Source organism: Paraburkholderia saeva (genome assembly GCF_907164555.1).
Taxonomy (GTDB): domain Bacteria; phylum Pseudomonadota; class Gammaproteobacteria; order Burkholderiales; family Burkholderiaceae; genus Paraburkholderia; species Paraburkholderia saeva.
Genome location: NZ_CAJQZC010000003.1, coordinates 180,313 through 194,147, shown reverse-complemented (window position 1 = coordinate 194,147; position 13,835 = coordinate 180,313). Strand labels below are relative to the sequence as shown.

General features: G+C 63.9%; 17 protein-coding genes. 13 read left to right on the top strand and 4 right to left on the bottom strand.

Annotated elements, in window-relative coordinates; genetic code table 11:
- The first annotated feature begins 65 nt into the window (after window positions 1–65).
- The 5 genes from LPA36_RS09020 (at window position 66) to LPA36_RS09000 (ending at window position 4,714) form a co-directional block, all read left to right on the top strand.
- Complete coding sequence (locus tag LPA36_RS09020; RefSeq protein ID WP_228875813.1) at window positions 66–1,061, top strand: homoserine kinase; 996 nt, start codon at window positions 66–68, stop codon at window positions 1,059–1,061.
- Window positions 1,052–1,858 carry a BPSS1780 family membrane protein gene (locus LPA36_RS09015; RefSeq protein WP_228875812.1) on the top strand — a complete coding sequence of 269 codons (807 nt, stop codon included), beginning with the start codon at window positions 1,052–1,054 and terminating at the stop codon, window positions 1,856–1,858. The genes LPA36_RS09020 and LPA36_RS09015 overlap by 10 nt, the downstream gene beginning before the upstream one ends.
- Before the next feature lie 181 nt (window positions 1,859–2,039).
- Window positions 2,040–2,492, top strand: a complete 453-nt coding sequence (locus LPA36_RS09010) for a MarR family winged helix-turn-helix transcriptional regulator (protein ID WP_228875811.1) — start codon at window positions 2,040–2,042, stop codon at window positions 2,490–2,492.
- A gap of 138 nt (window positions 2,493–2,630) precedes the next feature.
- A complete protein-coding gene (locus LPA36_RS09005; RefSeq protein WP_228875810.1) occupies window positions 2,631–3,050 on the top strand; it encodes an organic hydroperoxide resistance protein in 420 nt (139 codons plus the stop codon).
- A gap of 164 nt (window positions 3,051–3,214) precedes the next feature.
- Window positions 3,215–4,714 carry a cryptochrome/photolyase family protein gene (locus LPA36_RS09000; RefSeq protein WP_228875809.1) on the top strand — a complete coding sequence of 500 codons (1,500 nt, stop codon included), beginning with the start codon at window positions 3,215–3,217 and terminating at the stop codon, window positions 4,712–4,714.
- 58 nt (window positions 4,715–4,772) lie between these two features.
- Here the strand turns inward: LPA36_RS09000 and LPA36_RS08995 are convergent, their stop codons facing one another.
- Together LPA36_RS08995 and LPA36_RS08990 are read right to left on the bottom strand one after the other, a co-directional pair.
- Entirely contained in the window at window positions 4,773–4,949 is a 177-nt protein-coding gene (locus LPA36_RS08995; protein WP_228875808.1) for a DUF3563 family protein, read from the bottom strand.
- Window positions 4,950–5,057: 108 nt separating this feature from the next.
- Complete coding sequence (locus LPA36_RS08990; protein ID WP_228875807.1) at window positions 5,058–6,224, bottom strand: extracellular catalytic domain type 1 short-chain-length polyhydroxyalkanoate depolymerase; 1,167 nt, start codon at window positions 6,222–6,224, stop codon at window positions 5,058–5,060.
- Window positions 6,225–6,520: 296 nt separating this feature from the next.
- Here LPA36_RS08990 and LPA36_RS08985 point away from each other — a divergent pair, with 296 nt between their 5' ends.
- The 4 genes from LPA36_RS08985 to LPA36_RS08970 all read left to right on the top strand — a co-directional run bounded on the left by LPA36_RS08985 (window position 6,521) and on the right by LPA36_RS08970 (window position 9,527).
- On the top strand, window positions 6,521–7,219 hold the full coding sequence (locus LPA36_RS08985) for a phosphatase PAP2 family protein (RefSeq protein WP_228875806.1): 699 nt from the start codon (window positions 6,521–6,523) through the stop codon (window positions 7,217–7,219).
- A 127-nt stretch (window positions 7,220–7,346) separates the two neighbouring features.
- A complete protein-coding gene (modA, locus tag LPA36_RS08980) occupies window positions 7,347–8,123 on the top strand; it encodes a molybdate ABC transporter substrate-binding protein (protein WP_228875805.1) in 777 nt (258 codons plus the stop codon).
- Window positions 8,124–8,149: 26 nt separating this feature from the next.
- A complete protein-coding gene (gene modB / locus LPA36_RS08975) occupies window positions 8,150–8,824 on the top strand; it encodes a molybdate ABC transporter permease subunit (RefSeq protein ID WP_228875804.1) in 675 nt (224 codons plus the stop codon).
- Window position 8,825: 1 nt separating this feature from the next.
- Window positions 8,826–9,527 (top strand): sulfate/molybdate ABC transporter ATP-binding protein, encoded by a 702-nt coding sequence (locus LPA36_RS08970; RefSeq protein WP_228875803.1) that lies wholly within the window; start codon window positions 8,826–8,828, stop codon window positions 9,525–9,527.
- Here the strand turns inward: LPA36_RS08970 and LPA36_RS08965 are convergent.
- Window positions 9,521–10,393: a TOBE domain-containing protein gene (locus LPA36_RS08965; RefSeq protein ID WP_228875802.1), complete on the bottom strand. Its 873-nt coding sequence runs from the start codon at window positions 10,391–10,393 to the stop codon at window positions 9,521–9,523. The genes LPA36_RS08970 and LPA36_RS08965 overlap by 7 nt on opposite strands.
- Before the next feature lie 161 nt (window positions 10,394–10,554).
- Between LPA36_RS08965 and LPA36_RS08960 the strand changes: the two genes are divergently transcribed.
- Window positions 10,555–11,211, top strand: a complete 657-nt coding sequence (locus LPA36_RS08960; protein ID WP_228875801.1) for a transglycosylase SLT domain-containing protein — start codon at window positions 10,555–10,557, stop codon at window positions 11,209–11,211.
- Window positions 11,212–11,236: 25 nt separating this feature from the next.
- Here the strand turns inward: LPA36_RS08960 and LPA36_RS08955 are convergent, their stop codons facing one another.
- Window positions 11,237–11,620, bottom strand: a complete 384-nt coding sequence (locus tag LPA36_RS08955; protein ID WP_228875800.1) for a tautomerase family protein — start codon at window positions 11,618–11,620, stop codon at window positions 11,237–11,239.
- 102 nt (window positions 11,621–11,722) lie between these two features.
- On the opposite strand from LPA36_RS08955, the gene LPA36_RS08950 reads away from it, so the two are divergent.
- From LPA36_RS08950 to LPA36_RS08940, 3 genes are all read left to right on the top strand, one after another.
- Entirely contained in the window at window positions 11,723–12,574 is an 852-nt protein-coding gene (locus tag LPA36_RS08950) for a LysR family transcriptional regulator (protein ID WP_228875799.1), read from the top strand.
- An 87-nt stretch (window positions 12,575–12,661) separates the two neighbouring features.
- On the top strand, window positions 12,662–13,099 hold the full coding sequence (locus tag LPA36_RS08945) for an MbcA/ParS/Xre antitoxin family protein (protein WP_228875798.1): 438 nt from the start codon (window positions 12,662–12,664) through the stop codon (window positions 13,097–13,099).
- A complete protein-coding gene (locus LPA36_RS08940; protein ID WP_228875797.1) occupies window positions 13,096–13,797 on the top strand; it encodes an RES family NAD+ phosphorylase in 702 nt (233 codons plus the stop codon). Before LPA36_RS08945 ends, LPA36_RS08940 begins: the two co-directional genes overlap by 4 nt.
- The last annotated feature ends 38 nt before the right edge of the window (window positions 13,798–13,835 follow it).

Below are 13,835 nucleotides of genomic sequence, written 5' to 3'. Positions count from 1 at the left end.
TTCCGTCGTTCTGAATGCACTGGCCAGACGCGCCAGTCCGACCAACCTGAACCCACCGTTCCCGCATGGCCGTCTTCACTGCTGTCACCGACACCCAACTCGCTCACTGGCTGCGTCACTACGATCTCGGCGAAGCCGTCGATTTTCGCGGCATCCAGTCCGGCATTGAAAACAGCAATTTCTTTCTGACGACGACGCGCGGCGAATACGTCCTCACGATTTTCGAAAAACTGACATCGGAACAGCTGCCGTTCTATCTGGATCTGATGCGCCACCTGGCTGCGCATAAGGTGCCCGTGCCGGACCCGATGCCGCGCGATGATGGCGCGCTCTTCGGTCTGCTGCACGGCAAGCCCGCGGCGATTGTCACGCGTCTCGAGGGCGCACCGGAACTCGCACCGCGCGAGGAACACTGCATCGAAGTCGGCCAGATGCTGGCGCGCATGCACCTTGCCGGGCGCGATTTCCCGAACCATCAGCCGAACCTGCGCAGCCTCAACTGGTGGCAGGAAACCGTACCGACGGTGCTGCCGTTCCTGAGCGGCGCGCAACGCGAACTGTTGAGCGCGGAACTTGCCCACCAGCAGGCGTTCTTCGCATCGGAAGACTACGCCGCGATGCCCGAAGGTCCGTGCCACTGCGACCTGTTCCGCGACAACGTGCTGTTCGCCCACGCCGCGCCCGAAAGCGGGCATGAAGTCCGTCTTGGCGGCTTCTTCGATTTCTACTTTGCCGGCTGCGACAAGTGGCTGTTCGACGTCGCCGTGACCGTGAACGACTGGTGCACGGATCTCGCGACGGGCGCGCTCGACATGTCGCGCGTCGAGGCAATGCTGCGTGCGTACCAGACCGTGCGTCCGTTCACGGTGCAGGAAAACCGTCACTGGGGCGACATGCTGCGCGCGGGCGCGTACCGCTTCTGGGTCTCGCGCCTTTACGACTTTTACATGCCACGTGCAGCTGAAATGCTGAAGCCGCACGATCCCGGCCAATTTGAACGCATTCTTCGTGAGCGCCTGTCCGGCGTTGCACTTCCAGGCATCCACACTCCATGCAACTGATCGAAGTTCCCGCGAAGACCGGCTACGTCTGGTTCCGGCAGGGTATCTGGCTGTTCCGCAAGAATCCTCTCGCGTTCCTGACGCTGTTCTTCACGTATCTGCTCGCCATGATGCTGATCTCGCAGATTCCCGTCATTGGCGGGTTTCTGCCGCTCGCGTTCATTCCGGGCGTGGCGGTCGGCTTCATGGCGGCGTGTCGTGACACAATCGCCGGCAAGCCTGTGTTTCCGACAATCCTCATCGACGGTTTCCGCTCGTACGGAAGTACGGTCGCGAAGCGGCTCGCGTTGCTCGGCATCCTGTATGTGATTGCGATGGCGCTCGTGCTGGCCGGCTCGGCGCTCGCCGACGGCGGCATCCTGCTGAAAGTGATGCTGGGTACCGCGTCCATGGAGCCGGAGGCGCTCGTCAACAGCGACATGCCGCTCGGCATTCTCGCGGCGCTCGGGTTCTATATTCCGGTAGCGATGTTGTTCTGGTTTTCGCCCATTCTGATTACGTGGCACGAAGTGCCACCGGTGAAGGCGATGTTCTTCAGCCTCGTGAGCTGCTGGCGCAATCGCGGCGCGTTCATCGTCTTTGGCGCGTTGTGGTTCGCCCTGGCGATCACCGTTTCGCTGGGGCTGTCCGCGCTGATGCAGGCGCTCGGCGCAGCGGAATATGCGTTCGTCGTGATGATGCCGGCGACGATCGTCGTCACAACCATGCTGTACTGCTCCTTCTACGCGACGTATCGCGGCTGCTTCGGCGTTCAGTCGCCGGAAACGCCGGACTCTCCTACCACGCCCGCCGCCTGAAGTCCCGCCGCGGCAGCGCGCAGTCCGCTAAAGACTGCGTCCCGCGGCGCGCCGATTCAGGCCCCGGCCTCGCCAGCACGCGACGCCCCGTGCGACCCAGGCCGCTCGCACGCGATTCGCGATTGGTGCACAATGATTTGCGCGCGATCGATTTGCACGCATTCTCTGGACGGTAAGCACCATGACCCAGCGCCCGGCTTTCCCCTTCACGCTCGATGAGCAGCTTTGCTTCGCGCTCTATTCGACCTCGCTTGCGATGACGAAAGCGTATAAGCCTATCCTCGAACGACTCGGTCTGACCTATCCGCAGTACCTGGCCATGCTGGTGCTCTGGGAATCCGACGACATCACGGTCAAGGATATGGCCGCCCGCCTGAACCTCGATTCGGCGACGGTCACGCCGCTACTCAAGCGTCTCGAAGCACAAGGCTATATCGAACGCGCACGCGGCGTGAGCGACGAGCGGCTCGTCTATATCCGGCTCACGAAGGCGGGCACGGCGCTCAAACGCGCCGGCCGTGAAGTGCCGGGCGAAATCTTCTGCGCCACGCAGCAAACCCCGGATTTCCTCCTCAAACTGCGCGACGACCTGACCCGACTGCGCACCACGCTCAACGACCACAACGAAAGCTAGCCGGCCGCCGCGTGGGGACGCTTCGAAAAATCTCAACATTAATTTGCACACTAATGATTAGTGTACTATCTTGTCGACATGCCAGCGCGATGGCAACCGCCACCCGAAGCATGGCATCTACTTTCAAGGAGCAACACCATGAGCGTACTTTACAAGGCAACGGCAACGAGCAACGGTGGACGTGAAGGCCGCGCGGTATCGTCGGACAAGGTGCTGGACGTGAAACTGACCACGCCGCGCGAACTTGGCGGCAACGGTGCAGAAGGCACGAACCCGGAGCAACTGTTCGCTGCCGGCTATTCGGCGTGTTTTCTAAGCGCGATGAAATTCGTCGCAGGTCAGCGCAAACAGGCTGTCCCCGCGGATACGACCGTCACGGCAGAAGTCGGTGTCGGCCCGAACGACAAGGGTGGCTTCGCGCTCGATATCGAGCTGCGCGTTTCGCTGCCGGGCCTCGCCGCGGATGCTGCACGTGAACTCGTCGATGCGGCCCATGAAGTATGCCCGTATTCGAACGCAACACGTAACAACGTGGTTGTACGCCTGCAGATCGTCTGAGCGCCGCATCACGCTGCAGCAGTATGCAGTAGCAGAATCGCACGCGTTGCCGGCGCGGCGCCCGAAAGGCGCTGCCGACCGGCTGCGCGCCGTTCAGCTTCAATGGTATGGTCAGCGGGTCTCGCGTTCGTCAGCCGGCGAGCGCGCTCCAGAATTGTCTGCACATGACCTCCATCTATCGCATCGACGACACGTTCGACACCGGTCTCGTCTGGTTCCGTCGCGACCTGCGCGACTCGGACAATGCCGCGCTCTTTTACGCGCTCAAACATTGCAGGCGCGTCTGGTGCGTGTTCGTTTTCGACACGACGATCCTGCAGCCGCTGATCGATGACTGGCGCGCCATGCATCCCGGCGTGGCCCCGCAGGACCGGCGCGTGGAATTCATCCTCACTTCGCTCGTCGAACTGGACGCGTCGCTGCGCCGCGCAGGCGGCGGCCTCATCGTGCTGCACGGCGATCCACGCACCTGCATTCCCGAACTGGCCGTGCAACTCGACGCGCAGGCCGTGTTCACGAATCACGACTACGATCCCACGGCAATCGGGCGCGACCTGACCGTTCGCGAGCGGTTGATCAACGCCGGCCGCCAGTTGCTGACGTTCAAGGATCAGGTCGTCTTCGAAGCCGACGAATTGCTCACCGGCCAGAAGAAGCCGTTCACGGTCTTCACGCCATACCGGAACGCCTGGCTCAAACAGCTGACGCTGTTCGACCTTGAGCCGTATCCCGTCAATCGCTACATCAAACATCTCGCTACGCCGCCCGGAAAACTGGATCGCCCGATGCCTTCGTTGGCGGCGCTGGGCTTCGCGCAGAGCAATCTGGCCGAACTCGATCTGCCCGCCGGCATGAGCGGGGCACAGCGGCTGCTGGCTGACTTTGAGACACGCATCGACGGTTACGGCGAGCGGCGCGACTTTCCAGCAGCCAAAGGGCCGAGCTATCTATCCGTGCATCTGCGCTTCGGCACGGTGTCGATCCGCACGCTGGCACGCATGGCGCACGGGCGCTCGCTCCAGCCAGACGGGCAGGGTGCGGCGACCTGGCTTTCCGAACTGATCTGGCGGGACTTCTACTTTCAGATCCTGTATCACAACCCGCGGCTCGCGGAAGGTGCGTCGTTCAAGGTGGAATACGACCGGCTGCACTGGGAAACAGGACGCGAAGCGGACGAAGCGTTCGCCGCCTGGTGCAGCGGTCGCACGGGCTACCCGCTGATCGATGCGGCGATGGCGCAGATCAATCAGACCGGCTACATGCACAACCGGCTGCGGATGGTCACGGCCAGCTTCCTGGTGAAGGATCTGGGAATCGACTGGCGACGGGGAGAGCGCTATTTCGCCAGGTTGCTGAACGACTACGATTTTTCGGCGAATAACGGTGGATGGCAGTGGGCGGCATCGACTGGATGCGACGCGCAACCCTGGTTCCGGATCTTCAATCCGGTGACACAGTCGGAGAAGTTCGACCCGCAGGGCCGGTTCATCAGGCGATATCTGCCAGAGCTGTCCAATGTGCCCACGAAGTGGATCCACGCGCCATGGCTGGCGGATGCCGGACAGCTGAAAGAATGGGGAGTGACGTTGGGGAAAGACTATCCGTCACCGCTGATCAACCATGCCGAAGCGCGTCAGCGCACGCTGGCCCGCTTCGGAAAGTGACCTGATACTGCGGCAAAACTTTTTTACTACAGGCACGAAGCCCGGTACGACATGCAGATTAGTGCTGGCTCATCCACGACGGCTGACGGCGATTCGCTTCGCGATCCAGCTTGCGCATGCGGAATTCGAGGTCGTGCAGATCGGTGGCTTCGGCGAGGTACTCGTCGTTGTATTCCTTGGCGATCTGGTCGGGCGATTTCGTGAGGAAGAGGAACAGGCGGCTCAGCAGGTACATGGTCAACTCCGGAAAATAATCTAGGGTTTTGTCCTAGTGGATAACCCCTATTATAGGGAAAACCCTGATCATTCGCCATGTTTACCTGCTGCGACCGTTGGACGCGCACTACGCCTGTCGTGCAGCCGCAGTCTGCAAGGGCGCGCGGGCTGGCGCGGCATCGGCCGTGCGGCGCTGATAGCGGAAAAATTCCCACATCAATGCACAGGCATCCGGCCCTTTTGAGGAGTGGAACGGCACGGCGTCGTCACCACCGCTCCACGCGTGTCCGAGGCCCTGCACGCGGCACAGACGCACCACGCGACGGCCGCCCTTGAGGTAATCGCGTGTCACGACGCCGGCTTTGCGTTCCTCGCGTACCTCACCGACTCGCTGTGCGCCGCTCGCATCGAGCACGCCGTTCAGGCGCGCGAACTGGACCGCCAGCTGCTCGGCATTTTCCGGCGCCACGACGTGATCGGAGTCGCCGTGGATAATGAGCGCGGGCATGCCGGGATAGGCGTCCACGTCGACGGCGGCATCGACGAGCGTCACCGGCTGCTGGCGCGTTCCTCGCCGCATGACGTCCATTGCGGTAATGCCTGAGCGCGCTTCACCCATCGCCGGGCCGGAATGCAGCGCAACCGCGGCGAATCTGTCCGGATATTGCAACGCCAGCAGCGAAGCAAGCCCGGCGCCGGCCGACAGGCCCGCCACATAGATGCGTTCGCCATCGAGCCGGTAAGTGGCGACGAGCGAATCCACGAGCGACGCCACGGCGCGCGCTTCCGCGCCACCCGCCTGCTCGCCGGCGTCGTACCAGTGCCAGCAGCGATGGGCATGAACGTGCTTCGACTGCTCCGGATAGACCACCGCAAAGCCAAAACGGTCGGCGAGCAGGTTCATGCGCGTGCCTTCGGCGAATTCGTCGATCGACTGTTTGCAGCCGTGCAGCATCACGACGAGCGGCATACCCTCAAGCGAGCGGCCGGATGGGACATACAGACCGTACGAAAGATGATTGACGAGACGACCGGGCGCCACGGGCGCCGAATGGAACGAGCGCGTCCAGTCGCCGCCCGCCCAAGCTGCGGCACGCGGCCGCACACGCGATTCACGCGCGCCGGCGCGGGGCAGATCCCGCGGTTTGGCGACGCGCACTTTCGCGGGCGGCTTCGCAACCGGACGCGCCGGCCTTGCTGCACTGCGTTTCAGGGACTCGCGGGTTTGCTTCGTCTGGGCGGCGATGAGTCGCTTGAGACCGCCCAGCCACAGTTTCGACAGACTTTTTGCCATCGGATGAACCTCGCAAAAAGGGACCGTTCCGGGCCAGAATGAGTGGATTGTTGTGCAATGCACAATAACACCAATTCCCGTCCCATGCTGGGCACCGGCTATCCCCTCTGGCCATCTCCCGGTCGCGCATGCCGGTATGCCGCGACCACACCACCCGCTCTCACTTTATACTTGCGACTGTCGGACCGCGCGTTGATGCTGCCTGTTGTCGATGTCTGTTCGGCAGCGCACGCTCCTCCCTTAGTCGCCCTCATTTTTTGCCGGATTCGTTTGCGGTCATCGCCGCAGCCGCTGCCATGCCTGATCTGCCTCTTCATTTGTGGTTTGCGATTACCAGCCTCGGTGGCGCAGGCCTCACGTTGCCGCTCGCGATCGCCATCGCGCTGTGGCTGGCGGTCGGCTATACGTGGCGCATGGCGGCCTTGTGGCTCGGGTTGCTGGGCGCGGCGATCGGCGTCGTCACGCTGACCAAGCTCGCGTTCCTCGGTTGGGGTGTCGGCGTGCGTGTACTGGATTTCACCGGCGTCAGCGGCCACGCCATGCTCTCGACAGCCGTTTATCCCGTCGCACTTTTTCTGATGCTGCTGCCCGCGCGCCGCTCGGTCCGCCTCGCCGGCGTGCTGTTTGGGCTCGTCGTTGGCATCGCGGTCGGGCTTTCTCGCGTGGTGCTCATCGCGCATTCGCCGTCGGAGGCCGTCACAGGCTGCCTCGTGGGCGCCGGTGCGGCGTTGCTGTTCGTGCGCGCAGCGTGGCACGCGCAACCGGGTCAGCTCTCGGCGGCGGCGGTGGCGTTGAGCCTCGTCGCGCTGACGGTCAGCCTGCACGACGTCCGCGTGCCGACCCAGCGCTGGGTCACCCACATCGCGCTCAAGGTCTCCGGTCATGAGCGCCCGTTCGTTCGCGCGCGCTGGAAAGCCAGCCACGACCGGCAGCCCGCGCCGGTCTCGCGCACGCGCGACACGGCGCTTCCCCCGCCTGCCTCGACCGACGCGTAACCCCCAGTAACGATCTGCGCGGCGCATGTGAGCGCCGATATCATCAGCATCGCCACCGTTATAGCCGAAGCTATATTACGATAGCGCTTTTCAACGCCACTCCGGCTCGCACCGGACTTTCGAACCCATGTCGATCTCCCTTCGCCGTCTGCTGAGGCACGCGCTTGTCACTGCGAGTGCCGTTTCCATCGCGATCTGCACCAACGCACGTGCCGACGAGCTGGTGGTTTCAGCAGCGGCCAGTCTGACGAACGCGTTCAAGGCGGTCGGCGAAGCGTTCGAGAAGCAGCATCCGGGCACGAAAGTGCTGATGAATTTCGGCGCCTCCGATGTGTTGATGCAGCAGATCGTGAAGGGCGCGCCCGCCGACGTGTTCGCCTCGGCGGACCAGAAAGCGATGGACAAGGCTGCTGAACAGAAAGTCGTAGTGCCTTCGACGCGCCAGGATTTCGCGGCGAACTCGCTGGTGCTGATCCTGCCGGCGGACAGCAAGTTCGCGCCCGCAACCCTGCGTGACCTCACGACCGCCGACGTCAAACGCATCGCCTACGGCGATCCGGCTTCGGTACCGGTTGGCCGCTACACGGAAGGCGCGCTGAAGGCCGCTGGCGTGTGGGACGCCGTCAGCGCAAAGAGCGTGCTCGCGGCCAACGTGCGTCAGAGCCTCGATTACGTCGCGCGCGGCGAAGTCGACGCCGGCTTCGTATTCGGTACCGACGCCGCGATCATGCCCGATCGCGTGAAGGTGGCGCTGACCGTGCCGACGCAGACACCCGTCACGTATCCGATCGCGCTCGTCGAAGGCAGCCATCACGCGGCCGATGCGCAGGCGTTCATTGCGTACGTGCTGTCGCCGGAAGGTCAGGCTGTGCTCGCGAAGTACGGTTTCAAGCCGGCTCACTGATCCAGACACAGACACAGACATCCACCATGGAACAGGCCTGGATTCCGCTTCTGCTCTCGCTGAAAGTCGCAGGCTGGGCGACCGCGCTCAACCTCGTGTTCGGCGTCGCGGCCGGCCTTGCGCTGTCGCGCTGGCGCTCGGCTGCGCGCGATGTCGTCGATTCGCTGCTGACGCTGCCCCTCGTGCTGCCGCCCACCGTGCTCGGCTATTACCTGCTCGTGGTACTGGGCCGGCGCGGCACGATCGGCGGCTGGCTCGACAGTATCGGCATCCAGCTCGTGTTCACGTGGCAGGGCGCGGTGATCGCGTCGATGATCGTCGCGTTTCCGCTCGTGCTGAAGTCGGCGCGCGCGGCGTTCGAATCGGTCGATCCGCAACTGGAACGCGCCGCCCGCACGCTCGGCGTGAGCGAAGTCGCCGTTTTCTTCCGCGTGACGCTGCCGCTCGCCACGCGCGGCATTCTCGCCGGCACGCTGCTCGCATTCGCCCGCGCGCTCGGCGAATTTGGCGCGACGCTAATGGTTGCCGGCAATCTGCCGGGCCGCACGCAGACGCTCTCCGTTGCTGTCTACGCAGCCGTGCAGGCCGGCGACGACAGCACCGCGAATTTTCTCGTGATCGTGACATCGGTGACGTGCGTCGTGATCCTGCTGCTCGCGGGCCGGCTCGTGCCGCAGCATTCGCTTCTGACTTCGCGCTGACATGACGCTCTCCGTCGACATCCGCAAGACCTTCGTGACCGCCGAGCGCCGCTTTACGCTCGACGTTTCGTTCGCGACGACAAGCCAGCGCGTCGTGCTGTTCGGCCCGTCGGGCGCGGGAAAGAGCCTCACGTTGCAGGCGATCGCGGGCCTCTTCCATCCCGATGAAGGCGCGATCATGCTCGACGGCGAACCGCTTTTCGACAGCGCGCGCGGCATCGACCTGAAGCCGCAGTCGCGCAAGATCGCCTATCTGTTCCAGGATTACGCGCTGTTCCCGCATCTGAACGTGCGCCAGAACATCGCGTTCGGGCTGCATTCGGGCTGGCTCAATCCGAGGGCACGCGTCCACCATCCGGAACTCGATTACTGGCTGAAAGCACTCGACCTGAGCGGCGTCGCGGGCAACTATCCGGCGCACCTGTCGGGCGGCCAGAAGCAGCGGGTCGCGCTCGCGCGCGCGCTCGTGTCGAACCCGCAACTGCTGCTGCTCGACGAGCCGTTTTCCGCGCTCGATTACGCGCTGCGGCAACGCATGCGCGCCGAACTGTCGGATCTGCAGACGCGCCTCGACATTCCGATGCTGCTGATCACGCACGACCCGGATGACGTCGCCGCATTCGGCGACCAGGTCGTGCACGTGGTGGACGGACGCGTTCAACCGCACGCTGCTTTCGCCGGCTACGCGCGCAGCGTCTATTGACGAGATGCCGGGCCGTTACCCGTGTCGTGTTCGCTCACGCCGAGAATCACGCTCGAAGCCTTGAACGCCGCAATCGCCGGCGCGCCTTCGGCGAGACCCAGCGCGTCGGCGCTCCCGTTCGTAATGACCGCCGTCACGACAACGCCACCTGGCAATTCCAGCGACACCTCCGCATTGACCGCGCCGCGCTTCACCGCCGTGACGGTGCCGCGCAACTGGTTGCGCGCCGAGAGTCGCACGGGTTCACCGGCATCATCCTCGACGATCAGCATGACCCACGACGCCTTGATGAGCGCAACCGCCGCGAGGCCGACGGCGAGCCCCAGCGTCTCGGTACTTTCATGGGTGAGCACCGCGACGAGCGTCTGGCCGCCGGGCAGCACGAGCGACACTTCGTCGTTCACGGCGCCGCGCACGATCGCCGACACCGTGCCGTACAGCTGGTTGCGTGCGCTCGTTTTCATGCCGATCCGGCCGATCAGCGGCCAGTCGCTGGCGAAGTGTTCGATCGCCGCGCCGGCCCGCTCCAGAAACTGCCGATGCTCGCTTTCGACCGCGCGGAACGTCTCGATGAGACGCGCGGCGCGCGGCGTGAGCGTCGTGCCCCCACCGCCCTTGCCGCCCGCCGCACGCACGACGAGCGGCTCGCCGGCAAGGTTGTTCATCGTATCGATGGCGTCCCACGCTGCCTTGTAGCTCATGCCGACGGCGCGCGCCGCGCCCGTGATCGAACCGGTCTCGCGGATCGCCGCGAGCAGCGCGATCCGCGAGGCGCCGCCGAGCGTCTGGTCGCCGGCCTGAAACCACACCGATCCGCCGAGTTCGAGCGGCTCGGGGCGGTCACCGGATGCACTTTTTTCAGTCATGGTCGCTTTACAGGATAAAAGATGGAACGCAGACACTTCGATGTTACACGGCCACGGAGCGCCGCCCTCCCCGCACATGACGGCGACGGCTTTCATCTGATCAATCTGGTAGTTTTTGCCACCGCCGCTATAATTCAGCCTTTCACGCCCTCCGGCACAGCATGCGACACCTCCTTCTCCTGATGTTGCTCACAATCGGCCTGTCGCCTTGCGCGATGGCTGAGGAGAACGAGCAGGTCGCCCAGATTTCTGCGTATCTCACGCAGAAGTTCGGTGTCGCCAGAGAAAAGGCAGAGCAGATTTCGACCGCCGTTACGTCCGCCGCATCGAAATATTCGCTGCCGCCGGCGCTGCTGCTCGCGATCATCTCGATCGAATCGCGCTTCAAGGAAAAGGCCAAAGGCGCCAATGGCGCGACTGGCCTGATGCAGGTCGTGCCGAGCGCCCACAGGCGGCTTTTGAAGAACGTAAACGACCTGACCGAGCCGACCGCCAATATCGAAGTGGGCTCGGCCATTCTTTACGGATACATGCAGTCGGCGAATGGCGACCTGAACGCCGCGCTGAAGAACTACGGCGGCTCGAAGGCCTACGCGGAAAAAGTGAGCCTGCGCGCGAACTCGTTCGCGGAGGTCGTCGCGCGGCCCGAGGACGCGACGGATACCGCCGGCGTCGGCGCATGCAATCTGCGCTGGACAGGCAACGGCCCGACACCGGTCGCCGGCACTGCACCCGTCTTTACGACGGCGGACAGCTGCGCCGTCGCCATTGCGCCGACAGGAACCAGCCTCCTCAACGGTCTGATCCCGTCGCCCTGAGGCCGGCCATGCGCGGCCGGCGCGCTCAAAGCGCGTATTGCGCGATGCCGTTCCCGAACGACCAGTTCTCCTTCAGCACCTCGACGAGATTGATGAACACATCCTCTCGTCGCACGCCCGGCGACTCTGCCAGATTTTCGACGACCTCCTTGTAGAACGCCTTCTTCTGCTCGATCGTGCGCGTGTTGTTGAACGTGATCTGGATGACGACCAGATCGTCGCTGCGCTCGATGCCCAGATACTGCCGGTCAAATACGAAGTTGCCTTCGTCGTGCTCGTTAATCAGCATGAAGATGTCGTCCGGCGGAACCTTGCAATGTTCGATCAGCGCGCGCTGGATGCCTTCGGTGAGCGCCTTGCGATATTCGACGGACTTGCCAGCGCGAAGCGAAATTCGGGTAAGCGGCATGATGGACTCCTGGAAGAAAATGGAAAGTTCGAGTAGCCATCTTGCGCCACCGCAATCATAATGAATAGATATCCTTGAAGATATCAGTCATTTTCGATTGAAATGAAAGTACTCGACCTTGATGCGGTTCGCGCGTTCGTGCTGGTCGCCGATCTCGCCAGTTTCACACGCGCCGCCGACGCGCTCGATACCACCCAGTCTGCCGTCAGCCTCAAGCTGAAACGGCTGGAGGCCCATCTCGGGCGGCAATTGCTGGATCGTACGCCACGTCTTGTGCGGCTTTCTGCCGAGGGCAAAGCGTTCCTCAATGCGGCGCGCGATCTGTTGCAGGCGCACGAGCGCGCGCTCGGAGCGCTTTCCGTCGAGCATCGCAAACTCGCGATCGGGTTGAGCGAGCACGTCGCGGGCGCGAACCTGCCCGCGTTGCTCGGGCGATTGAAGGCGCACGATCCGGGGCTGGTCGTCGAACTGCATCTGGGGATGTCGGCGGCACTGCTGGAACAGTTCGACGAGCGGCGGCTCGACGCCGTGATCGTCCGCTATGAATCCGACGAAACACCGCGCGACGACGCCCAGCCGCTATTCGTCGAACCGATCGCATGGCTCGCGACACCGGACTGGTTGCCGCGCGTGAACGAGCCTCTGCCGCTTGCGCTCCTCGCCGCGCCCTGCAGCGTGCGCGCTGCGGCGCTGTGCGTACTCGACGACGCGGGCGTCGCGTGGCACGAGGCGTTTATCGGCGGCGGCGTAGCAGCGGTCGGCGCGGCCGCGGCGGCTGGCATTGCGGTGTCGCCGCTGGCGCGACGTGTGGCACCCCGCGCGCTCGTCGATGTGGGTTCGCGTCTGGGTCTGCCAGTCCTGCCTGAATCGCGCGTGACGCTGCATTCGCGGGTTCGGGACCGGCGGACGATGGAAACCGTGCGGCTGCTGGCAAGCGGCCTGGAAAGCGGATAACGGCGCAAGGGCGGTCAGCAAGCAACCTTGCATTAATCCATAAATGGACTAATATTGACATATAGTTTATTTAAGGACTACACCATCATGTCCAGCGCCGCCCGAGCATCCTCTGCCGAACGGCCCATTGCGCGCCCTGCCGGCGAGCCATCGGTTACCGAAATGTCCGCAGCCGGCCTGCGTGCGTTTTTCAACATCGCGCGCGACTGGGACCTGAGCGCCGACGAGCAGATCGTCCTGCTCGGCTCGCCTGGCCGATCGACGTTCTTCAAATGGAAACAGGCGCCGCAAACGGCACGACTCGGCCGCGACACGCTCGAACGGCTGTCGCTGCTGCTTGGCATTTACAAGGGCCTGCAGATCCTTTTGCCGCAGGCAGCCGCTGCCGACGCCTGGATCCGGCGTCCGAACAGCGCGCCGCCGTTCGGCGGCCGTCGCGCGCTCGACCGCATGCTGGCCGGCAATATCAGCGACCTCGTCGCAGTGCGGCAGTATCTCGATGCAATGCGAGGCGGGTGGGCGTGACTTCTTCGCACTGGCAGGACCGCTGGCGCGCCACGCCGCTCGACTGGTCGCCCGCGTGGCGCGTGATTCCCACCCGTTTTCCGGCAGTGAACCTGTTCGATCGCGTCGCGTCACCAGAAGACTTCGACGCGCTCTACGCGCTCGAAGCGATGACCAACGACCGCCTGCGCACCGAAGTCGGCGAACTGGACCTCGTGCCGCGTGAAGAGCGGCGTTTCGGGCCAGGCTGGGGGCCGATCATGGCGGCGTTCACCCACCTGAATCCGCTCGGCAGCCGGTTTTCCGACGGCACGTACGGCGTGTTCTATTGCGCCCGTTCGCGCGCCACGGCAATCGCGGAGACGCGCTATCACGCTGGTAATTTCCTCGCGGCAACGAACGAGCCGCCGTTGCGGCAACAGATGCGTCTCTACACGGTCATCGCGCACGGCGAAGTCGCGGACCTGCGTGACGATCCGGCGCTGGATCCCGGCGTGCTCGCGCCCGACGACTACCTCGCGGGCCAGACGCTCGGGCGTGCCGTGCGTGCCGCGGGCGCTTCGGGCATCGTGTATCCGTCCGTGCGGGACGTCGATGGCGAATGTCTCGCCGCGTTCAGAACGACGCTGCTGCGCGACTGCCATCACGCCGCGTATCTGGAATACAACTGGAACGGCAACGCCGTCGATATGGTGTTTGAACTGAACCAGGTCGGGTGACCGGTATCGGCAATGCCGTGAAGATGCAGCGCTAACGA

Bases quoted from the DNA above. Each gene is read 5' to 3' on its own strand.
- LPA36_RS08995 (WP_228875808.1), bottom strand. From the start codon at position 4,949: ATGTACCTGCTGAGCCGCCTGTTCCTCTTCCTCACGAAATCGCCCGAC.
- modA (WP_228875805.1), top strand. From the start codon at position 7,347: ATGTCGATCTCCCTTCGCCGTCTGCTGAGGCACGCGCTTGTCACTGCG.
- LPA36_RS09020 (WP_228875813.1), top strand. From the start codon at position 66: ATGGCCGTCTTCACTGCTGTCACCGACACCCAACTCGCTCACTGGCTG.
- LPA36_RS08950 (WP_228875799.1), top strand. From the start codon at position 11,723: ATGAAAGTACTCGACCTTGATGCGGTTCGCGCGTTCGTGCTGGTCGCC.
- LPA36_RS09010 (WP_228875811.1), top strand. From the start codon at position 2,040: ATGACCCAGCGCCCGGCTTTCCCCTTCACGCTCGATGAGCAGCTTTGC.
- LPA36_RS08985 (WP_228875806.1), top strand. From the start codon at position 6,521: ATGCCTGATCTGCCTCTTCATTTGTGGTTTGCGATTACCAGCCTCGGT.
- LPA36_RS08960 (WP_228875801.1), top strand. From the start codon at position 10,555: ATGCGACACCTCCTTCTCCTGATGTTGCTCACAATCGGCCTGTCGCCT.
- LPA36_RS08955 (WP_228875800.1), bottom strand. From the start codon at position 11,620: ATGCCGCTTACCCGAATTTCGCTTCGCGCTGGCAAGTCCGTCGAATAT.
- LPA36_RS08965 (WP_228875802.1), bottom strand. From the start codon at position 10,393: ATGACTGAAAAAAGTGCATCCGGTGACCGCCCCGAGCCGCTCGAACTC.
- LPA36_RS08990 (WP_228875807.1), bottom strand. From the start codon at position 6,224: ATGGCAAAAAGTCTGTCGAAACTGTGGCTGGGCGGTCTCAAGCGACTC.
- modB (WP_228875804.1), top strand. From the start codon at position 8,150: ATGGAACAGGCCTGGATTCCGCTTCTGCTCTCGCTGAAAGTCGCAGGC.
- LPA36_RS09005 (WP_228875810.1), top strand. From the start codon at position 2,631: ATGAGCGTACTTTACAAGGCAACGGCAACGAGCAACGGTGGACGTGAA.
- LPA36_RS09000 (WP_228875809.1), top strand. From the start codon at position 3,215: ATGACCTCCATCTATCGCATCGACGACACGTTCGACACCGGTCTCGTC.
- LPA36_RS08945 (WP_228875798.1), top strand. From the start codon at position 12,662: ATGTCCAGCGCCGCCCGAGCATCCTCTGCCGAACGGCCCATTGCGCGC.
- LPA36_RS09015 (WP_228875812.1), top strand. From the start codon at position 1,052: ATGCAACTGATCGAAGTTCCCGCGAAGACCGGCTACGTCTGGTTCCGG.
- LPA36_RS08970 (WP_228875803.1), top strand. From the start codon at position 8,826: ATGACGCTCTCCGTCGACATCCGCAAGACCTTCGTGACCGCCGAGCGC.